General features: G+C 72.5%; 20 protein-coding genes. 8 read left to right on the top strand and 12 right to left on the bottom strand.

All coding sequences use genetic code 11. The features are described from left to right. Positions 1-29 precede the first annotated feature (29 nt). On the top strand, positions 30-251 hold the full coding sequence (locus tag VIU94_RS44490) for a hypothetical protein (RefSeq protein WP_331921423.1): 222 nt from the start codon (positions 30-32) through the stop codon (positions 249-251). 122 nt (positions 252-373) lie between these two features. Next, positions 374-1,429 carry a S66 family peptidase gene (locus tag VIU94_RS44485; RefSeq protein WP_331921421.1) on the top strand — a complete coding sequence of 352 codons (1,056 nt, stop codon included), beginning with the start codon at positions 374-376 and terminating at the stop codon, positions 1,427-1,429. A gap of 6 nt (positions 1,430-1,435) precedes the next feature. Here VIU94_RS44485 and VIU94_RS44480 read toward each other — a convergent pair whose 3' ends face one another. Beyond that, complete coding sequence (locus VIU94_RS44480; RefSeq protein WP_331921419.1) at positions 1,436-2,767, bottom strand: hypothetical protein; 1,332 nt, start codon at positions 2,765-2,767, stop codon at positions 1,436-1,438. Between the two features lie 159 nt (positions 2,768-2,926). On the opposite strand from VIU94_RS44480, the gene VIU94_RS44475 reads away from it, so the two are divergent. Together VIU94_RS44475 and VIU94_RS44470 are read left to right on the top strand one after the other, a co-directional pair. Continuing rightward, positions 2,927-3,421, top strand: coding sequence for a DUF1877 family protein (locus tag VIU94_RS44475; RefSeq protein ID WP_331921417.1), 495 nt, complete (start codon positions 2,927-2,929; stop codon positions 3,419-3,421). 74 nt (positions 3,422-3,495) lie between these two features. After that, on the top strand, positions 3,496-4,353 hold the full coding sequence (locus VIU94_RS44470; RefSeq protein ID WP_331921415.1) for a GNAT family N-acetyltransferase: 858 nt from the start codon (positions 3,496-3,498) through the stop codon (positions 4,351-4,353). Positions 4,354-4,367: 14 nt separating this feature from the next. Here the strand turns inward: VIU94_RS44470 and VIU94_RS44465 are convergent, their stop codons facing one another. Beyond that, entirely contained in the window at positions 4,368-5,582 is a 1,215-nt protein-coding gene (locus VIU94_RS44465) for an amino acid aminotransferase (RefSeq protein ID WP_331921413.1), read from the bottom strand. Continuing rightward, on the bottom strand, positions 5,575-6,528 hold the full coding sequence (locus VIU94_RS44460) for a DMT family transporter (protein ID WP_331921411.1): 954 nt from the start codon (positions 6,526-6,528) through the stop codon (positions 5,575-5,577). The genes VIU94_RS44465 and VIU94_RS44460 overlap by 8 nt, the downstream gene beginning before the upstream one ends. A 194-nt stretch (positions 6,529-6,722) precedes the next feature. Here VIU94_RS44460 and VIU94_RS44455 point away from each other — a divergent pair, with 194 nt between their 5' ends. Beyond that, positions 6,723-7,232, top strand: coding sequence for an Lrp/AsnC family transcriptional regulator (locus VIU94_RS44455; RefSeq protein ID WP_331921409.1), 510 nt, complete (start codon positions 6,723-6,725; stop codon positions 7,230-7,232). A 9-nt stretch (positions 7,233-7,241) separates the two neighbouring features. Here VIU94_RS44455 and pdxR read toward each other — a convergent pair whose 3' ends face one another. Continuing rightward, positions 7,242-8,783: a MocR-like pyridoxine biosynthesis transcription factor PdxR gene (gene pdxR, locus VIU94_RS44450; RefSeq protein ID WP_331921407.1), complete on the bottom strand. Its 1,542-nt coding sequence runs from the start codon at positions 8,781-8,783 to the stop codon at positions 7,242-7,244. Positions 8,784-8,875: 92 nt separating this feature from the next. On the opposite strand from pdxR, the gene VIU94_RS44445 reads away from it, so the two are divergent. Next, positions 8,876-10,039: a monodechloroaminopyrrolnitrin synthase PrnB family protein gene (locus VIU94_RS44445; protein WP_331921405.1), complete on the top strand. Its 1,164-nt coding sequence runs from the start codon at positions 8,876-8,878 to the stop codon at positions 10,037-10,039. Between the two features lie 110 nt (positions 10,040-10,149). Here VIU94_RS44445 and VIU94_RS44440 read toward each other — a convergent pair whose 3' ends face one another. The 6 genes from VIU94_RS44440 to VIU94_RS44415 form a co-directional block, all read right to left on the bottom strand. Next, positions 10,150-11,562: a UDP-glucose dehydrogenase family protein gene (locus VIU94_RS44440; protein WP_331921403.1), complete on the bottom strand. Its 1,413-nt coding sequence runs from the start codon at positions 11,560-11,562 to the stop codon at positions 10,150-10,152. A 55-nt stretch (positions 11,563-11,617) separates the two neighbouring features. Continuing rightward, positions 11,618-12,640: a UDP-glucose 4-epimerase GalE gene (galE, locus tag VIU94_RS44435; RefSeq protein ID WP_331921401.1), complete on the bottom strand. Its 1,023-nt coding sequence runs from the start codon at positions 12,638-12,640 to the stop codon at positions 11,618-11,620. A gap of 34 nt (positions 12,641-12,674) precedes the next feature. Then, a complete protein-coding gene (locus VIU94_RS44430; RefSeq protein WP_331921400.1) occupies positions 12,675-14,564 on the bottom strand; it encodes a glycosyltransferase family 2 protein in 1,890 nt (629 codons plus the stop codon). Between the two features lie 80 nt (positions 14,565-14,644). Continuing rightward, the gene (locus VIU94_RS44425) at positions 14,645-15,727 is read right to left on the bottom strand and encodes a UDP-glucuronic acid decarboxylase family protein (protein WP_331921399.1); all 1,083 of its coding nucleotides are present in this window, start codon (positions 15,725-15,727) and stop codon (positions 14,645-14,647) included. A 361-nt stretch (positions 15,728-16,088) separates the two neighbouring features. Next, positions 16,089-17,075 (bottom strand): glycoside hydrolase family 26 protein, encoded by a 987-nt coding sequence (locus VIU94_RS44420; protein ID WP_331921398.1) that lies wholly within the window; start codon positions 17,073-17,075, stop codon positions 16,089-16,091. Next, positions 17,059-17,343 (bottom strand): hypothetical protein, encoded by a 285-nt coding sequence (locus VIU94_RS44415; RefSeq protein WP_331921396.1) that lies wholly within the window; start codon positions 17,341-17,343, stop codon positions 17,059-17,061. Before VIU94_RS44415 ends, VIU94_RS44420 begins: the two co-directional genes overlap by 17 nt. Before the next feature lie 184 nt (positions 17,344-17,527). Here VIU94_RS44415 and VIU94_RS44410 point away from each other — a divergent pair, with 184 nt between their 5' ends. Together VIU94_RS44410 and VIU94_RS44405 are read left to right on the top strand one after the other, a co-directional pair. Then, on the top strand, positions 17,528-18,520 hold the full coding sequence (locus VIU94_RS44410) for a GlxA family transcriptional regulator (RefSeq protein ID WP_331921394.1): 993 nt from the start codon (positions 17,528-17,530) through the stop codon (positions 18,518-18,520). Between the two features lie 116 nt (positions 18,521-18,636). Beyond that, positions 18,637-19,290 carry an isochorismatase family protein gene (locus VIU94_RS44405; RefSeq protein ID WP_331921392.1) on the top strand — a complete coding sequence of 218 codons (654 nt, stop codon included), beginning with the start codon at positions 18,637-18,639 and terminating at the stop codon, positions 19,288-19,290. 89 nt (positions 19,291-19,379) lie between these two features. Here the strand turns inward: VIU94_RS44405 and VIU94_RS44400 are convergent, their stop codons facing one another. Further along, complete coding sequence (locus tag VIU94_RS44400; RefSeq protein ID WP_331921390.1) at positions 19,380-19,829, bottom strand: SRPBCC family protein; 450 nt, start codon at positions 19,827-19,829, stop codon at positions 19,380-19,382. Between the two features lie 90 nt (positions 19,830-19,919). Next, entirely contained in the window at positions 19,920-21,035 is a 1,116-nt protein-coding gene (locus VIU94_RS44395) for a sulfite oxidase (protein ID WP_331921388.1), read from the bottom strand. Positions 21,036-21,085: the final 50 nt, after the last annotated feature.

Raw genomic sequence — 21,085 nt, 5'->3', positions numbered from 1 at the left:
CGAATCGGTGCTCGGTAGTTGTTCTGGTCATGAAGAAGCGCAGCATGCTCGCCGTGGCCTCGTTCGCCGCCGGCGTCGTCACAGCCATCGTCAGCCCCTCGCCCGCCTCGGCCGCCGTCGGCGCCGAGGGACTCAACCTCCTGCCGGACCCGACGGCCGTCGGCTCGGTCCTCGACGAGACCGTCGGGAACCTCAGCGGGGGCGAGCTCACGGGATCGGGCGAGGGCGGCGGACTCCTCTCGCAGCAGTGAGCGAACCGGAACCCGGCGAAGGGGCCACGACGGTCAGCCGTCGTGGCCCCTTCGGCGTGCCGTGCCGCTGCCTGCGGGAAACCCGGATGCCCGGGCGGCACCGTCGCTTCTAGGCTCTGGTCATGACGATCCCTCTCGTGCCTTCGCATCCGCCCAAGCCGGCCCCGGGCGACCGCATCGCCGTGCTCTCGCCCTCCTCCGGGCTCCCCGGGATCCTCCCGCTCCCGTTCGAACTGGGCCTGCGGCGGCTGCGCGAGGAGTTCGGGCTCGAACCGGTCGAGTACCCGACGACCCGGAAGATGGGCGCCACGCCCCGGCAGAGGGCGGACGACATCCACGCAGCGTTCGCGGACCCGGACATCAAGGCGGTGATGGCCAGCATCGGCGGCGACGACCAGATCACCGTGCTGCCGCTGCTCGACCGCGAGTTGCTCCGCGCGCACCCCAAGCCGTTCTTCGGCTTCAGCGACAACACCAACCTGCTGCTGTTCCTGCGGAACCTCGGCATCGTGGGCTACCACGGGGCGAGCGTGATGACCGAGCTGGGCCGCCCGCAGGCGCTGCACCCGATGACCGCCGACTCGCTCCGAGCGGCGCTGTTCACCTCCGGCCCGTACGAACTGCACCCCGCCGAGCGGTACCGGGACATCGACCGCGACTGGGCCGATCCGGCCACCTTCGCGACCGAGCCGGACACGGAGCCGGGGGAGGGCTGGATCTGGCACGGCCCCGAGCGGGTCGTCGAAGGCCGGTCCTGGGGCGGCAACCTGGAGATCCTGTCCTGGATGCTCATGGCCGACCGGGAGATCGCGCGCGACCCGGCCGCGTACGAGGGCGAGGTGCTGTTCCTGGAGACCTCGGAGGAACTCCCCAGTGCCGACGAGGTCTTCCGGATCCTGCGCAACATGGGGGAGCGAGGGCTGCTCGCCCGGTTCCCGGCCGTGCTCATGGGGCGCGCGAAGGCCTGGTCCTTCCAGCGGCCGCACGACGCCGAGGGCAGGCGACGGTACGCGCGCGAGCAGCGCGAGGCGGTGCTGCGCGCGCTGGCGGCGTACGCGCCCGACGCCGTCGCGGTCTTCGACGTGGACCTCGGGCACAACGACCCCCAGGTGGTGATCCCGTACGGCGGCGTGGTGCGGGTGGACGGGGTGGAGCGGCGGATCACGGTGACGTACTGAGCCGCCTCAGTCCTTGAGGACAGGACGTACGCGGACGAGTTCGTCGCCGTCGCAGTAGGTGAACCCGGTCTCCGCGCCGTAGGCGCTGTGGGCCCGGCAGTCGGAGGTGGCCTCCCAGAGCTTCTGGCCCTGGGCGAAGAGCGTGAGACGGCGTCCGTCCTGCCAGAGTCCCGGCCCGATCCAGCGGGCGCGGGGGCCCACGTCCGTGGGGCGGAGGCGGGCCGTGTCCGTGGGGCTCAGCGGCCGGTCGGGCCGGCCGGCGGCGCGGATCACCTCCTGCTGCCAGGGGCCGTAGGACACCGCGTACTCGCCTGGGGCCAGCCGTCTGAACGGGCGGAGCGGGCCGAAGTACGGCTGCACGACGAGCGCGCCGGCCTTGTCCGGCAGGACCAGGCTGTAGCCCACGGCCAGGGGCAGACGACGGTCCCATCGGCAGCCGGTGACGGGGTCGCGCTGCGCCTGAGGCTGGTCCCACACGAACTCCTGCCGCCAACCGCGGTCGCCCTCCCCGGAGTCGACGCCGGAGGCGAGGGCGGCGGCCCGACAGGTGCCCTTCGCAGGGGCGGTGACCATCACCGTACGGTCGCCGTCCTGCGTGATGCGATCGACCGTGCCGGAGGACGGCCGGAGTCCTTTGTTCCAGGAGACCTGTCCGGCCTCCACGGAGACAAAGCCCACGCGGTCGGCGGTGACCAGGTGGGGCAGGCAGAGGTCACCGGGACGGGGTTCACGCCCCAGGCCGTCGGTGCGGCAGCTGTCCAGCACGCGGACGGGCCCGGGCACGGTCCGCGTCCACCGGCGCTGCCCGTTCCAGTACTCCCAGCCGGTGAGGACGCAGGAGCGGGCGGTGCAGGTGCTCGTCACGAGGGTTGGGCTGGAGCCGTCCTGGGCGAGGAACACCCGGGTGGACGGCGGGAGTTCGTGCCGCCAGGAGAGTCCGCCGTGCTCGGGATCGACGCCGGCGAGGGCCGACGGCCCCATGTGACCTTCCCGTCCGCCGACCAGGACGGCCGTCCCACCGGCGTCCAGGGCGGAGTGCGGGGCGCCGGGTTCGCGGGAGGAGAGGGCGAACTCGGCGGGCAGCGTGGCCTGCCAGCCCTTGCTCTGCTCGCCGGCGAGCCGCGCAAGGCGGGCGCCCTCGCCGTAGATGCGCAGCGTGCCGAGCCGTAGCGTCCAGTCCCCGTCGCTGCCGGGGCGTACGGGCATGTCGACCCGCTCCGCCTCCTCGGGCACGACGTCCGCTCCCTCGCCGAACCGGGGCGGCTGCGGCGCGAAACACCCCGTGCCCAGAACCGCCACCAGCCCGGCGCACACCCCGCCCCGTATCAACCGCCGCATCCAAGCCACCCGGCCCCCCGTTCCCCTGCCACGGTAGGCGGCCGCGAACGGCCGCTCGGCGGACGGGCGCTGTTCGTGACGCGACCGTTGTCAGTGCCGGGGGTTAGCGTCTTCTCCATGGTCCGGTAGTCGGGCCGCAACGGGGGAGAGGTGAACGGCATGAGCTTTCACATGCATCTGCGGGCCGTGCCGGAGGGCGAGGTGCGGGCGGACGCGGCGTGGTTGGAGACGTTCATGGGAGACGCCTGGGACGTGCTCGAAGTCGAGTACGCGGCGGGGGTCGCCGAGGCGATCGAGAAGGACTTCGGGATGCTCCACGAGCTCTATTCGGCCACTCCCTCCGTCGATGGGAGCGCGGACCCGGGGTGGGAGCTGCCCGTGTACGGAGGGCGGGTCGTGGACTATCCCGACCACGGCAGACCGCCGTTCGTGCTGCTCGGGTCCCGCGAGGTGGGCACGACCGCCGAGTTCCTGGACGGGGCCGACGTCGACGCGCTGTGGGGCGTGGTGGGCGACAAGCTCAGCGCGCCGTGGGTCGGGTTCGACTCGGCCCAGGTCAAGGAGTACATACGCAAGCACCACGACGGGTTGCGCGGGTTCTACGGGCGGGCGGCCGCGGCCGGGCACGAGGTCGTCAAGGCGTTCTGGTACTGACGGGGCGGGGACGGGGGTGGGGACGGGCGGAAATGCCGCGCACGACTGTTCGGGCGCGTGCTTGGATGCTCGCCGTGACTTCTGATCTTGATCCCGAACGCCGTCAGGACCTGCTGGACCGCATCGAGCGGTACTACGACGCCGTGCCCCGCTCCTCCGCCCGGGCCGAGGACTTCGGCCCGCTCACCCTCTTCGTGCAGGAAGGCGCGGGCTGGCCTTACTACGGGCGACCCGCCCTGGGCTCGGCGTCCGTGGCGACCGCGGCCGACGTGGAGCGCGTACGGACGCGGCAGCGGGAACTCGGCGTGCCGGAGGCGTTCGAGTGGGTGGACGAGACCACGCCTGGGCTGCGCGCCGCGGTGGAGGCGTCCGGGCTCGTCGCACACGCGCACCCGCTGATGGCGCTGGACCTCGATGCGGCGGCCGGCCCGGTGGATGCGCCCGGCTCCGACGGGGCGGTCGTACGGCTGCTCGCCGCGGACGACCCGGCGCTGCTCGGCGCGGTTACCGTCCCGCACCTCGCGTTCGCCGATCCCGGCACGGGCGTCGGCGAGGCGGGCTTGCCGGAGTTGGCCGAGCTGATGCGGGAGCACGCAGACGGCGGCGCGGCGGAACGCGTCGCGGCCCGGATCGAGGCCGGGCTGACCTGTGTGGCGGCGGCCGTCGAGAAAGACGCCGTGCTCTGCGCCGGGCAGCACCAGCCGGTCGGCCCCGTCAGCGAGATCGTCGGCGTCGGCACCCTGCCGGCCGCCCGCCGACGCGGACTCGGCCTCGCCGTCACCGCCGCGCTTGTGGCCGACGCGCGGGAGCGAGGCGTGCGGACGGTCTTCCTGTCCGCCGGAGACGAGGACGTCGCCCGCATCTACGGCCGCCTCGGCTTCCGCCGAGTGGGCACGGCACTCATCGCGGAGGCGGACGCCGACACGAAGTGACGTGCCGGGCCACGTCAGCGGGACGGTGCCGAGCGGGGCGTGCCCACGGCGTCGAGGACCGCGGCGACGCCCTGCGCCAGCTGCGGGATCCGGTGCGCCGGGATGCCCGCGATGTTGATGCGCCCCGAGGCCGTGCCGTACACGGCGAACTGCCTGCGCAGCCGGCGCATTTCGTCCGGGGTGAACGGCAGCATCGAGAACATGCCCTTCTGGCGCGCCAGGGACGCCGCTTCGGCGTCCCGGCCCAGCGCCGCGAGGTGCGTGACCAGATCCGACCGGTTGGACGCGATCCGGTCCCGCATGACATCGAGTTCGGCCCGCCACATCGCGCGCAGCGCGTCGTCCTCCAGGACGGTGGCGACCACGGCGGCACCGTGCTCCGGCGGCATCGAGTACAGCGTGCGCGCGGCGTTCTGCAGCGCCGTCTCCACCTGGCGCAGCGTCTGGCGGGACGGCCCGAGGACGATCGCACAGCCGGTCCGGTCGCTGTAGAGCCCGAAGTTCTTGGAACAGCTCACCGCGATCAGCGTCTCCGGGAGCCGCGAGGCCAGCATCCGCGTGGCACTCAGGTCGGCCGCCAGACCGTCGCCGAGGCCGTGGTACGCCAGGTCGACCAGCGGGACCCAGCCGGACGCCGCGGCGAGCTCCGCCAGTTCCTCCCACATCTCGGCGGAGGGGTCGACCCCGGTCGGGTTGTGACAGCAGCCCTGCAGCAGCACGACGTCGTCCCGCCGCGCGGCCCGCAGGTCGTCGAGCATGGCCGCGGTGTCGAAGAGCCCCGCCGCGTCCAGCCGGCCGTATGTGCGCACCTTCAGGCCGGCGGCCTCGAGGATCGGCCGGTGGTTGACGTACGCGGGGTCGCTGATCCACACCGTGGCGCCCGGGTACGTCTGCCGCACCAGGTCGGCCAGCAGACGCAGCGCGCCCGTGCCCGCGACGGTCTGGACGGCGATGGCGCGCGCGGCCGGGGCCCCGGCGCCCAGGACCGTCGACAGCATCGCGCGGTTGAACGCCGCGTTGCCCGAGAGCCCCCGGTACTCCTTGGAGACGGAACGTTCCGCCAGGCGTATCTCCGCCTCACGGACCGCAGCCATGACGGGCGTGGTGCCGGTCTGGTCGCGGTACACGCCCAGGACGAGGTCCAGACGTTCCGGGCGCGGGTCCGCGGCGAACTCGGCGGTGAGGTCCCACAGCGGGTCGGCGGGCGGGGTGGGAAGAAGCTCAAGCATCGGCGGGAACCTTGGTTCGGGGGCGCCGGTTGGCGAGCACGACACCCGAGGTGATGAGAGGCACGCCGACCAGGACGGACACGGTCGGCGACTCGTGCAGCAGCGGAACGGCGAGCAGGACGACGGCGACGGGGCTGAGGCTGCCGACGACCGCGCAGCGCTCCGGTCCCAGCCGGCGGATCGCGAAGGCGTACAGGAGGCCCGCGCACAGCCCGACGCCCAGGCCCTGGACGATGAGGAACAGCAGGATGTCGCCGCCGGCCGCCCGGCCGAGCCCGGTGGGCAGGACCCCGGTCAGGGCCAGCAGGGCGATGATCGTGAACGACGGCAGGCACAGCAGCCCGATGGAGCCGACCGGGTCGAGCTCCACCTCGCGCAGTCCCACGGTGTACAGGGCCCACAGTCCGCTGGCGACGAGCAGCGCACCCGCGCCGAGCAGGACATCGCCGTCCAGCGCGGCGGTGTGGCTCCACACCAGCGCGCCGACTCCGGCGACGATCAGCAGCAGGCCCGCGGTCTGCGTGCCGCGCGGCACTCCGCGCCCGCTCGCCACCATGAGAGCCGAGACGAACAGCGGGACCATGCCGGGGACGATCGCGCCGACGAACGCGGCCGAGGTCAGCGAACCGCCGTACATCACGATCAGGAAGAACGGCACTCCCGCGCCGCAGATGATCTTCAGCGCGGGGCCCGGCCGTACGGCGACCAGTTGACGTCGGCGTCGCCACAGGGCGGGCGCCAGGACCACGAGCGGCACGCCGAACCGCAGCAGGGCGGCGTCCGCGGGCAGCAGAGTGGAGGCGCCGAGGGCGCGGGCGCTCAGCGCGAAACCGGCCCAGATCAGCACGGTCACCCCGAGCGCGAGCATGCCCACCGCCTGCGGCGACAGGCCGGCCCGCCAGGCGGCGGCGGGCGGTGCCGCCGCGGCCGTGTTCGTCGCGACCACTGAAAGGTTCCTCCGGTTCGGCAGGGATCGGCCGAGCTGTGTCGGCGGACACGCTCCGGCGGACACGTGTCGGTGGGCCGAAAGCACCCGGTGCCCCGCCCCGATCGGCAACCATAGGAGCTTCGCCGGGGCAGCCGATTGCCAGTTCTGCTCTCCAGGCCTAGCTTGGGGGCAGAATCTGCCAAGGAGCGACGATGGACGCAGTGGATCTCCAGATCATCGGTGAGTTGCAGGCGGACGGACGGCTGTCCAACCAGGACCTCGCCGACCGGGTCCGGCTCTCCCCCTCACCCTGTCTGCGCCGCGTCCGGCGCCTGGAGGAGTCCGGCCTGATCAGCGGGTACACCGCGATGGTCGACCAGGTCGCCTACGGGCTGCCGATCACCGTCTTCGTACGGATCGGCCTGGAGCGCCATACCGCCGAGGCGGTCAACGTGTTCGAGCAGCACGTCGGCCTCATCGACCACATCCAGGACTGCTACCTGATGGCGGGCAGCAGCGACTACCTGCTCCGCATCGTCATCGAGAGCCTGGAGGCGTACGAGACGCTGGTTCGTACGCAGATCCACGCCATCCCCGGCATCGCCTCGATCGAGTCGAGTTTCGCCTTCGGCAGCGTCAAGCAGTCCAAGGTCTTCCCCCGCCCCGGAGGCCTGACGAGACGGGGACAGTCGGGCGCGGCAGGACGAACCTCCCGTCCGTAGCCCCCGCCCTCACGGCCCCTGCACCGGGCCCGCGCCCCCGGACTGCGCCGCGCGGACCGTGGCGGCTATGCGGTGCGCGGCGTCGCGGAGCCGGTCGGCCGGGTGCGCCGCGTACCCGAGGACGAGGCCCGGCGGACCCGGGGCGACGCGGTGCCAGGAGAGCGGGTGGGTCAGGACCCCGGCGGCGCGGACCCGGTCCGCGAGTTCGGTGTCCGGCACTGTCCCGGTCAGCTCCGGGAAGGTGATCAGCAGGTGCAGCCCGGCCGCGATGCCCTGGACGCGCACGGAGGGCAGCCGCGCGGTCAGGGTGGTCAGGAAGGCGTCCCGGCGGCTGCGGTAGCGACCACGGGTGAGCCGCAGATGCCGGTCGAGGTCGCCGCCGGCGATCAGCCGGGCGAGTACCAGCTGCGGCAGCACCGGCGTACCCAGATCGCTCGCGTGCTTCGCCGCGATCAGCTCCTCCCGCATCCCTTGCGGGGCGATCAGCCAGCCGAGCCTCATGCCCGGGGCCAGGGTCTTGGACACGCTGCCGGTGTGCACCACGTGCTCGGGCGCGGACGCCTGGAGCGCGGGGACCGGCGCCCGGTCGTAGCGGTGCTCCGCGTCGTAGTCGTCCTCCACGACCAGGCCGCCGTCGTGCGCCCAGCTCAGCAGCTCGCGGCGGCGCCCGGGTGCCAGGACGACCCCGGTGGGGAACTGATGGGCCGGCGTGAGCAGCGCAGCCGACACCCCCGTACGGACCAACTCGTCGACGCGCAGCCCCTGTTCGTCGACGGGCACGGGAACCGGGCGCAGCCCCCAGTACGACAGCGCGTCCTGGGCGCCGCGCGAACCCGGGTCCTCCACCGCGATCTCCGTGACGCCCCGGCGCCGCAGGGTCTGGGCGACGAGGGCGAGGGACTGGGCGACGCCGCCCACCACGAGGATGTCCCGCGGATCGGCGCGGACGCCTCGTACCCGACCGAGCCAGCCGGCCAGCTCCTGGCGCAGCGTGAGCGCGCCGCGGGGATCGCCGTACGCGAAGGCGTCCGCCGACGCCCCGCCGAGGACGAAGCGTTCCGCCCGCAGCCAGGCGGAACGGGGGAAGCCGGACAGGTCCGGCAGGCCCGGCGAGAGGTCGATGTCCACCGGCGGCGCGAACGGCCCGAGCGGCAGCCGGGGCATGGCGGGCGGTGACTCGGCGGGGGCGTCGGCGGCTCGCGGACGCTCCGGCCCGGTCGTGCCCGACGCCGGGCCCGTCGCGGTCGCCACCGCCGTGCCGCCGGCCGCCGTCATCACCGTCGTGACCCGGGTGCCCGCGCCCGCGCGCCCGCTGACCAGGCCCTCCTCGGCGAGCCGCCGGTACGCCTCGACCACCACGCCACGCGAGACCTTCAGGTCTGCCGCCAGCACGCGCGTCGCGGGGAGGTGCGCACCCGTCCGCAGCCGGCCGTCGGCGATCGCCGCGCGGACCGCGTCGACCAGCCATGTGGTCAGCCCCGCCGCGGGGGTCGAGGGGCGTCGCAACTGGAGGAAGTCGGAGCCTCGGTCGTTCTCATTGGTTCGGTTCACAGCACCGCCAATGGTACTGGCGAGCAGACCATCTGGAAGATCGAATGGAGGCAGGAACCTTACTGACGACAGCAGTTGTGGAGGTCAGCTCGTTGAACAGGGCCGTGGACGCCTTCGACCGATGGATCAGGACCGAATTCGTCGCACTCAACACGCGCGTGGAGGAGGCATGTCTCGCCGCGGGGAGGCCGCTCGTCCGAGGCGACGCCGAGCTCGAACGCCTCAAGCAGCGGATGGCACAGGAGGGAGCGGAGCTGGTCCGCGGGATAGCGGACGACGGGCGCGCGGCGCTCGGCGGCGACCGTGACACACGGTACGAACTCCTCGGCTCGGTGGGCATGTACCTCGCCGCCTGCCGCCGGCACGAGATCGACGGCCCGCAGTCCGCCGCCTGGCCTCTCGCGAGCGCCCTCGGCACCTCGCTCGGCGTGGCCCCCCGATTCGTTTTCGCCCACCAGGCGCTGTTCAACCGGGCGGTGGGCGACCGCTTCCGTACCTTCACCACGCTCGACGACGAGCGGACCTTCATCGTCCACAACGCGCTGTCCGCCCTCGCCTACCAGCGCACGGCCGCCGCGCTGCGACGCGTCCCGGCCCTCGGGGCGTCCAGCCCGCTCACGGAATACCTGCTCCGGGAGGCACAGGCCGGCCTTGACGACGCCATGGACTTCGGGACGACCCTGAACAAGAACCTCGACGTCGACCGCTTCTTCCTCAACATCAGGCCGTACTTCAAGTCGTACCGCGTCGGCGCGGGGGAGTACCGGGGCGCGAACGCCGGGGACTTCGCGGCGATCAATGCCATCGACGTCCTGCTCGGCCTGTGCTCCGCGCACGACCCCTTCTACCAGGCCGTGTTGACCGAGAAGCAGCCCTACCTGCCACCGGAGGACCAGGCCGCGCTGCGTGCCACGGTCCTGGCCGAACCGCTGCTCGACGCCTTCCTGCGCGAGGCGGCGCAGTCGGCCGTGACCCCTCAACTCCGGGAGAACATCGGCCTGTTCCTCGCCCTGTGCAACCGGCACGGCGCCGTCTCCTCCTACCACCATCACCGGCTCGTGCTGCCCTTCCTCCAGGAACCCGCGGCGCGCGCGGCCGACGACGAACCCGAGGACCTGACGTCGAGCGGACCGCCCCTCGACGTCGTCATCGCGCAACTGGCTCGACTCGTCGACCTGCGGACGGCACGGGAGCGGGCCGGAGTCTTCGGCGCCCGGTCGAAACTCGACCGGCTGCGGGCCCTGGCCGGCCTCTGACCGCCGTCGCGCCCCAAGCGTCTGCCCCGCCCTCGCGGCCGGTGTCCGCGAGGGCGGGGCAGTGTGGGTGCGTCCGCAGAGAGGGGTTGCTCCGTGCCGGTCTGCAGCGGCTAGGCCAATGCCGAGGAACGGTCGGGCTCGGAGGCCGGGGACGCGATCGTGGTGCGGAGCGGCTCCCGGACCTGGGAGGCCGAGGAGCGGTCCGACGGCGCGGGGCGGCCCAGGGCCTTGACGGTCCATCCCGCGGCCCGCCACTCCTCGTGCGGGAGCGCGTTGCGCCCGTCGACGAGCACCGGCTCGCGCACCACGCGGGCCAGCTTGACCGGATCGATCTCGCCGTACTGGCCCCACTCGGTGAGGTGCAGCACGATCTCCGCGCCCTTGCACGCGGTCAGCAGGTCGGAACTGCAGCGCAGCTCCGGGTGGGCGAGCTGCGCGTTGGCGGTGCCCTCCGGGTCGTGGACCCGCACGTCGGCGCCCTCGCGGTGCAGCGCGGCGGCGACGGCCAGCGCCGGGGAGTCGCGTACGTCGTCGCTGTTCGGCTTGAACGTGGCGCCCAGGACGGTCACCCGGCGGCCGGTCAGGTCGCCGCCGACCATCTGGCGGGCGAGCGTGACGGTCCGGGCCCGCTGCCGCTTGTTGATCTCGTCGACCTGGTCGAGGAACGCCACTGCCTGCCCGACGCCGAGCTCCTGCGCGCGAGCGGTGAACGCCCGGATGTCCTTGGGCAGGCAGCCGCCGCCGAAGCCGAGACCGGCGTTCAGGAACCGCCGGCCGATCCGGGTGTCGTACCCCAGGGCGTCGGCGAGGGTGACCACGTCCGCACCCGAGGCGTCGCAGACCTCGGCCATCGCGTTGATGAAGGAGATCTTCGTGGCGAGGAAGGAGTTCGCCGCGACCTTCACCAGCTCCGCCGTGTTCGGGTCGGTGCTGAGGTACGGGACGCCCGCCTCGATCATCGGGGAGTACACCCGGCGCAGCGTCTCGTCGGCCTGCCGGCTGGTGACACCGGCGACGAGCCGGTCCGGCCGCAGGGTGTCCTCGACGGCGAAGCCCTCGCGCAGGAACTCCGGGTTCCACGCCACCTCGGCCCGTACCCCCTCCGGCGCCAGGCCCGCGATGCGGGTCGTCAGGCGCGCGGTGGTGCCCACCGGGACCGTGGACTTGCCGACCACCAGACAGGACGCCGGCAGATGCGGTGCGAGCCCGTCGACCACGGCGTCCACGTACCGCAGGTCGGCCGCCTGCGACCCCGCCTGCTGCGGAGTGCCCACGCAGATGAAATGGACCTCGCCGTGCGCCGCCGCCTCGCGCAGGCTGGTCGTGAAGCGCAGACGTCCCGAGGCGAGCGCCCGAGTCAGGACGTCGTCGAGTCCCGGTTCGTAGAAGGGTGGTCTGCCCTCGGCCAGGGCGTTGATCTTCTCGATGTCGACGTCGACGCCGAGGACATCGTGTCCGATGTCGGCCATGCACGCCGCGTGCACAGCTCCGAGGTATCCCGTACCGATGACGGTCAACCGCATGCGGTGTACTCCTGTCTGAGCGGAGGATGGGGGAGGGGACGGGGCACGGAACGCGTCAGGGGGCGTAGCCGTACGGGTTCTGCTGCTGGAAGGTCCAGGCGTCCCGGCACATCGCGGTCAGATCGCGCCGCGCGGTCCAGCCCCAGGCCGCGGCGACCCGCGCCGGATCGGCGACCAGCTCCGCGACGTCGCCGGGGCGGCGCTCGGTGATGCGGTGCGGGATCGGCCGCCCGGAGACCTGCTCGAAGGTGTGCACGAGCTCCAGGACGGACGAGCCGCGCCCGGTGCCGAGGTTGAAGACCCGCATGCCGGGCTCGTCGTCGATGTGGTCCAGGGCCGCCCGGTGTCCCTCGGCGACGTCGACGACGTGGATGTAGTCGCGGATCCCGGTGCCGTCGGGCGTCGGGTAGTCGTCGCCGAAGACGCTGAGCTCCTCGCGGCGGCCCACGGCGATCTGGGCGAGGAACGGCATGATGTTGTTGGGCACCCCGCGCGGGTCCTCGCCGAGCAGCCCGGTGGGGTGGGCGCCGGCCGGATTGAAGTACCGCAGGGCCAGGACGTTCAGCCCGGGGAGGTTCCGGCTCAGATCCGCGAGGATCTGCTCGCAGGTCCACTTGGTCCTGGCGTACGGGTTGGTCGGCGCGGCCGGGGAGTCCTCGGTCAGCGGGACGGTCGTCGCGTCGCCGTAGATCGAGCAGGACGACGAGAACACCAGCCGGTGCACGCCGTGGTCGTGCATCGCCGAGACCAGCGCCGTCGTGCCGCCGACGTTGATGTCGTAGTACGCGAGCGGGATCCGCACCGACTCGCCGACGGCCTTCTTCGCGGCGAAGTGGATCACCGCGTCGATCGAGTGGCTCGCGAACACGGCGTCCAGGGCCCGCCGGTCGCGCACGTCCGCGGTGTGGGCGGCGGCGATCGGACGTCCCGCGATCTTCGCGACGCGTTCGAGCGCCTCGGGGGAGCTGTTGGAGTGGTCGTCGAGGACGACGACCTCGTGGCCGGACCGCAGGAGTTCGACACAGGTGTGGCTGCCGATGAAGCCGGCACCGCCGGTGACCAGGACCGTCTGGGGCACGGGGGACCTCGTTTCTCGATCGGTTCGGGGATCGTCACCAGGCGTAGAAGCCGGCGAGATAGGTGGGGAAGACGGCGACGGCGAGCGCCAGGGGGAGCAGGCAGAGCAGGCCCGCGGTGAGCGGGACGGCGGCGGTGCGCAGCGCCCGGTACCGCGGGACGCCCGCTGCGCGCGCTGTCTCGCCGATGTGCAGCGCGCCGATCGAGAGTGTCACCGCCGTGTACGAGAAGGCGCCGAGGATGCAGAGGAAGACGTAGCCGACGGCGGGCCCGGTGAACTGGCCGATCACGGCGGCGCTCGACAGGACCGTGGTGATCAGCAGGTAGGGGGCCACGGCGCGCAGCGGCAGCCGCTCGAGACCGTCGCGCTCCTTCGGCGTCACCTTGAAGGTGATCTGACGCGGCCGCAGCTTCTGCATCAGGGCCGCGCCGACGCCCCAGGCGACGTAGGGCCACCTGGCGAGGCCGAAGAGCCAGATCTCCCAGCTGACGACGGGGGAGTCCTTGGGGCGCAGTAGGCCGCGCCGGCGGCAGAGCAGCGTGAGCAGCATCAGCCAGACGGACATGGTCCAGAAGCGGGCCAGGAACTCGAAGTAGTTGACGTTGATCCACGGGATGCCGGTGAGTGCCGCGATCGGCGGCAGCAGGATGCCGACGGTGGTCGTCAGGGCGAGCAGCGGGTAGTAGAGCAGCGCGCAGGCGAACCGCAGGCGCAGCTTGCCGGGCATCCGGCCGAGGTGGCGCGGCAGCATCCCGAAGAGCATCACCGCCAGGCTGCGAGACCACTGGAACTCCTGGGTGATCATCGCGCCGAAGGTGATCGGACCGTCGCCGTGGGCCTCGGCGTCGATCGCGAACGAGCCCTGCCAGCCTGCCGAGTTGAGCAGGAACGAGGTCGAGAAGTCCTCGGCGAGCTCGGGGCCGAGACCGCCGATGTCCCGCAGGGCCCGGGTGCGCACGGCGTAGTGGGAGCCGATGCAGAGGGGGGCGAGTCCGGCGGAGTAGCCGAGCTGGACGGGGCCGTGGAAGAGGGCCTCGCGCTGCAGCCGGCCGCGGGCCGCCCAGGACTGGTCGGCGTTGGCGTCGCAGACGCTGGGGGCGGCGACGTAGCCGATCGCCGGGTCGGCGAAGGGGCGGACCACCTCGGCGAGGTAGCGGGGGTGTGGGACGTGGTCGCAGTCGAGCTGGGCGACGACGTCGTAGTGCTCGTAGCCCCAGTGGTCGTAGAAGTAGGCGAGGTTGCCTTCCTTGCACCGGGTCCGCCGCGGCCAGTCGGCGCGGTGGTAGTCCGCGCGGCCGCGGCGGCAGGAGACACCGACGCCGTGGGCACGGCACCAGTCGAGGATTTCCTCCGTGGGGTCCTCGTCGCACAGCCACACGTCGTACGCGTGCGGGAAGTCCTGGTCGAGCATCGCCTCCAGGGTCGTCCGGGCGATGTCCCAGTGCTCGGACGGGGCGCGGGTGACGACGAACGCGGTGCGCAGCGCGGGCACCTCGACGGCCGGGTCGAAGCGCCGCATCCGGATCAGCGCGACCAGGAAGTGCACCGGCAGATAGGCCAGGTAGAGCAGCAGGGCGCTGTTGACGACGAGGCCGATCCAGCCGATCCGGTGGGACGGCTGGAGCCACCACACCCAGAACCACACCAGGCAGGCCGCCCAGCCCAGGGAGAGCAGCGCGACCAGGAAGCGGTCGCCCCGGGAGAAGGCGCGGACGAAGCTGCCGGGGAGGGTCTCGAAGTTGTGCCGGGGCATCGCCAGGACGGGGCCGTCCGGGCCGACGGACGCCACCGAGCCGTTCGAGAGAGCCTTGATCTCGTTCCCCAGCCCCCGCCATTCCTCCGGCGAACCGGGGGCGGGGGCGAGGACCGGGGGAACCTGGACGGTGCCGATCCCGAGCGCGGGACCTTGCTCCAACGACGTCATGACAGCGAGTTCTCCGGGCGGTTCGAATCGGGCCGTGGGGCGGGGGAGGGAGGGGGAGTCGCGGCCGCACCGCGACGTGGTCAGCTCCCCGAGACGGACGAGCCGGACGTCACGCCGGCGGTGGCGGTCGCCGGGCCGGGGATCGTCTGCGGCGCGGGGGCGGGGGCCGGCGTGGCCAGCGGGACCGTCTCGTCCTGGCCGCCGCGGATGGCCGCGGCCGACGCGCCGAGCCGCTCCGGCCGGGAACCGAAGTACGCGACGGTCCGGCGCAGGCCCTCGGTGATGTCGATCTCCGGCTCCCAGCCCAGTACGTCACGGGCGCGGTTGATCACCGGGCGGCGGCGGACCGGGTCGTCGACCGGCAGCGGGTGGTACTTCACCGCGGACGTCGAGCCGGTCATCTCCAGCACGATCTCCGCGAGTTCGGTGACCGTGCGCTCGACCGGGTTGCCGAGGTTGAACGGGCCCATCTCGGACGAGTCGAGGAGCGCGACGAGACCGCGGACCAGGTCGTCGACGTAGCAGAAGCTGCGGGTCTGCTTGCCGTCGCCGTAGACGGTGAGCGGCTCGCCGGTCAGCGCCTGGGTGATGAAGCTGGACACCACCCGGCCGTCGTGCGGCCGCATCCGCGGGCCGTAGGTGTTGAAGATCCGCGCGATGCCGACGTCGACGCCGTGCGTGCGGCGGTACGCGGCGGAGACCGCCTCAGCGTATCGTTTCGCCTCGTCGTAGACGCTGCGCGGGCCGATGGAATTGACGTTGCCCCAGTACGCCTCCTCCTGGGGGTGGACCAGGGGATCGCCGTAGATCTCGCTGGTCGACGCGAGGATGAAGCGGGCGTCGTGGCGCATTGCCAGGCGCAGGGCGTTCTCGGTGCCACGGCTGCCGACCGCGAGGGTCTCCAGCGGCTGGCGCAGGTAGTCGGGCGGGGAGGCGGGGGACGCCAGGTGGGCGACGGCGTCGACGCGGCCCGCGACCTCCACGGACACGCTCACGTCGGCGTGGTGGAACTCGAAGGCCGGGTCGGACATGAGGTGTGCGATGTTCTCGGGGTCGCCCGTCGAGAAGTTGTCCAGGCACACCACCGAGTCGCCGCGCCGCAAGAGCGCCTCGCACAGGTGTGACCCAAGGAATCCACCGCCACCGGTCACGGCAACGCGCATTTGTTTCTCCAGGAATGGGAAGCGGAAGGGCCTCACGCCCCGCCGCACGGACGCCCGGAAGGCAGATGACCGGACGAACCGAAAAGCGGGGCACTCTCTCGGAAAACGCAGGACCGAGAGTATGGGCATAAGTAGTCATTTATGCGGAGGCAAATCGGGCAATGGGCTGTTCGGCGGGTATCGCGCGGGGGCGCACGCGGGTTCGCTGCCCAGTTCCGTGCCGCTTCGGGTTTCGAACGGCGTAATCCGCCGGTGTCACACTCATGTGTGAGGCCGATCCGCGCGTGCCTGCCCGGTCGGCCCAGCTATTCGTACGTGCGCAGCGCGTGTGCGAGTTCGGGGCGCGGGGGATCGGTCGGTGTCACCCGAAGCGTCGGACGTACGCGGTTCGCCCCGCCGGGAAGTCGGCGAGGGCGCCGCCGCCCCAGTCGTGGTCGAAGTACGACTGGTAGGCGACCGCGCCCCAGGCGAAGTACTCGGCCATCCGGTCGATGAAGAACGGGTTGTCCCCGCCGCCCGCGAACGCGTCCCCGCGACGGTACAGACCCCACTCGGAGCACACGTTCCGCTTGCCTCGCGCGCGGACGAAAGCCACGTGCGCCTTCAGGCCCATGTCCTGGCGGCGGATCCAGGACCAGCGGTCGCGGGCGGAGATGTGCGGGTCGCCCCACTTCAGGTCATAGACGTTCATGCCGAGCCAGTCGACGTGCGCGTCCCCCGGGTAGTAGTCCGCGAAGGAGCGCAGCCGCCTACCCGGCTGCACCCCGAGCGCGCTCGACAGTTCGAAGGTGAAGCAGGCGCCCGGCGTCGAGCGGAACACGGCGACCACGTGCCGGAACAGCGCCGCGTACCCCGCCGGGTCGTCGGTCGCCTGCCACGGGCCGATGACGCGGTTGTTCGGCTCCCACCCGAGTCGGACGACCGCGTCACCGTGCCCCGACTCCACCAGGGCGCGCGCCGCCCGCGCGTACGCGGCGTCGAACTCGCCCGCCGCGCCCCGGGCGAACGCTCCCTCGAAGCCGTCGACCAGCAGCGGGATCCCGTACACGAACGCCGACCCCGGCCGCTCGTCGCGCCACTTGCGCCAGGGGTCCAGCTGGTATCCGCACATCGTCGCCGGATTGAAGTCCGACCAACCGCCGTGCGGCAGATAGTCGTTCCCGATCTCGACGCGGCGGCAGAGGAGTTGTTCGTGCCGTTCGACGGCGGCGACGGCCTCGGCGCCGTACCCCTTGTACACACCCAGCAGCGCGGTGGCGGTGGAGCTGTCGACGACGCACCTCCGGAGGAAGCCGAGCGGACGCTTGGTCCTGCCAGCATCCCCGAGACCCTCACGCCACGCGGGCACCCTCGTTGCTCGTGTCGCGCGCCGCCCTGCGCCACGCGGCCCGCCGGCGCAGGGCGTCCCGTCCGCAACTGCGCCACTGCGCCGGGGAGATACGGGGCCGGTGCGCGCCGTTGGTGATCAGCGCGTTGACCGACGTCATCGGGTCCGCCGCGGCGGCCTTGGCGAGGAGTACGCCCACCACCAGGGGGAGCACGGCGGCGGCGAGCGCGGCGCCGGCCACGGTGACGTGCTGGATGCGGGGCTGCGGCCGCTGGGCGTCGGAGGTCATGCCCCTATTCGATCAACGGCCGCGCCCCGGCGGATGGGGCGACGTACTCAGACCGCGCGGTCGTAGGTACTCAACACCAGGTACTCGTCACCGAGTGCGACGTCGTTCCGCGGCGGTCCTCGTGTCCGGATGTGACAGGGAATCGTCATTGCGGCCATGACGCGTCAGCGCGCAGGATGAGGGCATGCCCCTTCCGCACCGTGTCGTCATCGCGGTCTTCCCCGATGTCGACCTCCTCGACGTCACCGGCCCGGCCGAGGTCTTCGCGCTGGCCAACCGCGAGACCGCGGGTCGCGCCGGCTACCAGGTCCGCCTCGCCGGCCCGGTCGCCGGCGAGGTCCGTACGTCGGCGGGCGTGCGGCTGCTCGCCGACGTGGCGTTCGGCGACGTCGGCGGGCAGGTGGACACCCTGCTGGTGCCCGGCGCGGTCGACATGACCGAGGCCGGGCCGGTCGCCCGCATCGACGACACCGTCGTCGCGTGGGTGAAGGAGACCGCCCCGCACGCCCGGAGGGTGGCGTCGGTGTGCGTGGGTGCGCACCTGCTGGCGGCGGCCGGGCTGCTCGACGGCCGTACGGCGACCACCCACTGGTCCACCGCCGACCAGCTGGCCGCCGACCATCCCGAGGTCACCGTCGACCCGGACCCGATCTTCGTCCGGACCGACCGCGGCCGACTGTGGACCGGGGCCGGGATCAGCGCCTGCCTGGACCTCGCCCTGGCCCTGGTGGCCGAGGACCAGGGGGAGCAGACCGCGCTGGCGGTGGCCCGTCAGCTGGTCATGTATCTCAAACGGCAGGGCGGGCAGAGTCAGTTCTCGGTCCCGCTCAGCCGTCCTGCCGCCACCCGCCGGGACATCGACGAGCTCCGGCTGTGGATCGCCGACCACCTCGACGAGGACCTGTCCGCGCCGGCCCTGGCCGCCCGGATGTGCCTCAGCGAGCGGCACTTCGCCCGGGTCTTCGGTCAGGAGACCGGTACGAGTCCTGCCGCCTACGTCGAGGCGGCCCGCATCGAGGTGGCCCGGCGGCTCCTGGAGACCGGCGACTCCCCGCTCGACGAGGTCGCCACCGCTTCCGGACTCGGCTCGCCGGAGACCCTGCACCGGGCGTTCAGACGGCAGCTCGGCACGACCCCGGCGGCCTATCGCCGCCGGTTCCGTACCCAGGCCGTCTGAACCCGGGCCGTCTGAACCCGGGCCGTCCGGGCCCGACCCATTGACCGCCGCTTTCCCCTCGGCATGAAGCGAGGCGGATGACTTCGCCATGCCCTCTTCCCGATGAAAGGTTCCCGATGACCACGAACACCCTGTCCACGAAGGCCCCGTCAGTGACCACCGCGTCCGCGTCCCTGCGTGACGTCGTCGGCCTGGACAACCAGCCGCCGCGGCTCGGCGAGTCGATCCTGATCATGATCGACTTCCAGAACACCTACCGCACCGGCGTCATGGCCCTCACCGGCGCCGAGGAGGCCCTCAAGGCGGGTGCCCGACTCCTGGCGCGGGCCCGTGCCGCCGGCATCCCGGTCGTTCACATCGTCAACGACGGCGGCGAGAACACCCCGTACGACATACGCGCGCACATCGGCGCGATCAGCGACGAGGTCGCGCCCGTCGACGGCGAGCCCGTCGTCGTCAAGGGGTTCCCCGATTCCTTCAACGCCACCGACCTCGAGAAGACGCTCACCGACCTGGGCGCGGCCCCGGGCAGCGGCAAGGACCTGGTCCTGGCCGGGTTCATGACGCACATGTGCGTCGTGTTCACCGCCCAGGGCGCGTTCAACCGCGGCTACCGTCCCACCGTCGTCGCCGAAACCACTGCCACCCGTCCCCTGGCCTCCCCGGACGGCGGCGTGCTGCCCGCCGAGGCACTCCAGGCCGCCGCGCTGACCACCGTCACGGACCTGTTCGGCGTGGTCGTCCCCACGGCCGACGCCCTCCGCGACTGAGCCTGTCGAGCGTCATGCTCGGCGAGTAGCCCGGGCAAGCATGTTGGGGGCCGGCCGCGCGCCGGGCGGCCCCCGCATCTGCGCAGGTCCTAGACGGTGCCGGACTCCATCAGGTCCTTGAGGTGCTCCTCGTTCCGCGGCATCTCCTTGCGGACCTGCGGCTTGACCACGAGCGGTACCAGGACTTTGCCGATGCCGTGCGACTCGAAGTCGAGCGACAGCGTCAGCCGGGACCGCTTGCCGTCGTCGAGCGGCTCGATCCTGCCCATGACGTCGCCGCGGATCGGGCCGTCCACGCCGTGGAAGTGCCAACTCCGCGGCGGGTCCATCTCCTTGACCTCCATGGTCATGGGCATCTCGCGGCGGCCGAAGCGGCGCTGCACCGCGAACCGGGAGCCGACGTCCATCGGCCCTTCGCCCAGTTTCCGTGCCGAGACGGCGCTCTCCTGCCACTCCGGTGTGTGCGAGGGGTCCATCACGTACGAGAAGACGTCCTCGGGGCTGCGGGAGATGTCGATGGATTCTTCGATGCGGGACATTGCGCCCCCTTCGGTAGCTCCTACGACAAATATCCCACGGTACGAAGGGGTTGACCTGTCGGGCCGCCGCCGCCCGAACGCCCTCCGCTGTCAGGCGCTCACGCACAGCACCCGGACGTGCTGTACGAGGTTGTTCGCGAAACCACCGCGGTTCCAGGGCTGTTCCAGCGGTTGGGCCCGCCCCTCCGCGTCGGTCGCGCGGACCATCAGCACGTACTCGCCCGGCGACGCGGTCCACAGCACCCGCCAGCTCGCCCACGCCCAGGGATGCGGGGCCTGCCGCCCCACGTCGGCGTCCATCCAGGAGTTGCCGCCGTCCGCGCTCACCTCGACCCGCTCCACCGGCGCGTACCCGGACCAGGCGCGCCCCTCCAGGGCGACGAGCCCGGGGCGTACGACCCGGTCCCGGGACATGAAGTCGGGGAAGCCCGGCGGGACCATCAGCGCGCGCGGCGCGATGCGGGTGACCGGCTCCCCGGGCTCGTCGGCGGACTGCCGGAAGCGGTACGCCACCGCCTGCTGGAAGCCGGTGAACGGGGTGTCGGCGACGGTCACCTCGCGGAGCCACTTCACCTGCGCCATCCCGTACCAGCCCGGCACCACCAGCCGCAGCGGGAAGCCGTGCTGCGGCGGCAGCGGCTCCCCGTTCATCGCGTACGCGACCAGCACCTCCGGCCAGTCCCCGACGGCCACCGCCAGGGGCAGGCTGCGCCGGTAGTCCTGCTCCACGCCCCGCTCGACGCCGTGGTCCGCGCCCGTGAAGACGACCTCCACCGCCCCGGGCTCCACGCCCGCCTCGTCGAGCAGCATCCGCAGCGGCACGCCGGTCCAGTCGGCGGTCCCGACCGCCTCGACCAGCCACGGCTGACTCACCGGCCGCGGCGTCAGCCGGGCCCGCCCGTTCCCGGCGCACTCCATGGTCACCCGCTGGGTGACCGCCTGGTACTCGCGCAGGGCCGTCAGGTCCAGGGACAGCGGGGTGCGCACCCGGCCGCCCACGGCGAGCTCCCACCCGGCCGCGTCCAGGGCCGGGATGTCGTAGTGCACCAGGACGTAGTGCAGGCCCGGTGGTGTCACGTCGTACCGCAGGCCCTCCAGCGGCATCCCGTGGTTGCGGGCGGCCAGCGCCAGCTCCTGCGTGCTGATGCCCTCCTCGGGCTCCGCCACCCGCCCCGGCCCGCTGACGCTCTCCAGAGAACCGTCCATGCCCTCATGGTGCGCCGCGCCCCGCTGCCGGGCATGTCGGACCCGGGGCG

This window comes from Streptomyces sp. (assembly GCF_036566765.1).
In the GTDB taxonomy this organism is placed as follows: Bacteria; Actinomycetota; Actinomycetes; order Streptomycetales; family Streptomycetaceae; genus Streptomyces.
Note: the sequence above shows the minus strand (reverse complement) of the source record. Positions and strands in the feature narration are given on the sequence as shown.

Coding starts and splice junctions, on each gene's coding strand:
- VIU94_RS44490 (WP_331921423.1), top strand. CDS start 30: ATGAAGAAGCGCAGCATGCTCGCCGTGGCCTCGTTCGCCGCCGGCGTC.
- VIU94_RS44485 (WP_331921421.1), top strand. CDS start 374: ATGACGATCCCTCTCGTGCCTTCGCATCCGCCCAAGCCGGCCCCGGGC.
- VIU94_RS44480 (WP_331921419.1), bottom strand. CDS start 2,767: ATGCGGCGGTTGATACGGGGCGGGGTGTGCGCCGGGCTGGTGGCGGTT.
- VIU94_RS44475 (WP_331921417.1), top strand. CDS start 2,927: ATGAGCTTTCACATGCATCTGCGGGCCGTGCCGGAGGGCGAGGTGCGG.
- VIU94_RS44465 (WP_331921413.1), bottom strand. CDS start 5,582: ATGCTTGAGCTTCTTCCCACCCCGCCCGCCGACCCGCTGTGGGACCTC.
- VIU94_RS44455 (WP_331921409.1), top strand. CDS start 6,723: ATGGACGCAGTGGATCTCCAGATCATCGGTGAGTTGCAGGCGGACGGA.
- VIU94_RS44440 (WP_331921403.1), bottom strand. CDS start 11,562: ATGCGGTTGACCGTCATCGGTACGGGATACCTCGGAGCTGTGCACGCG.
- VIU94_RS44430 (WP_331921400.1), bottom strand. CDS start 14,564: ATGACGTCGTTGGAGCAAGGTCCCGCGCTCGGGATCGGCACCGTCCAG.
- VIU94_RS44425 (WP_331921399.1), bottom strand. CDS start 15,727: ATGCGCGTTGCCGTGACCGGTGGCGGTGGATTCCTTGGGTCACACCTG.
- VIU94_RS44415 (WP_331921396.1), bottom strand. CDS start 17,343: ATGACCTCCGACGCCCAGCGGCCGCAGCCCCGCATCCAGCACGTCACC.
- VIU94_RS44410 (WP_331921394.1), top strand. CDS start 17,528: ATGCCCCTTCCGCACCGTGTCGTCATCGCGGTCTTCCCCGATGTCGAC.
- VIU94_RS44405 (WP_331921392.1), top strand. CDS start 18,637: ATGACCACGAACACCCTGTCCACGAAGGCCCCGTCAGTGACCACCGCG.
- VIU94_RS44400 (WP_331921390.1), bottom strand. CDS start 19,829: ATGTCCCGCATCGAAGAATCCATCGACATCTCCCGCAGCCCCGAGGAC.
- VIU94_RS44395 (WP_331921388.1), bottom strand. CDS start 21,035: ATGGACGGTTCTCTGGAGAGCGTCAGCGGGCCGGGGCGGGTGGCGGAG.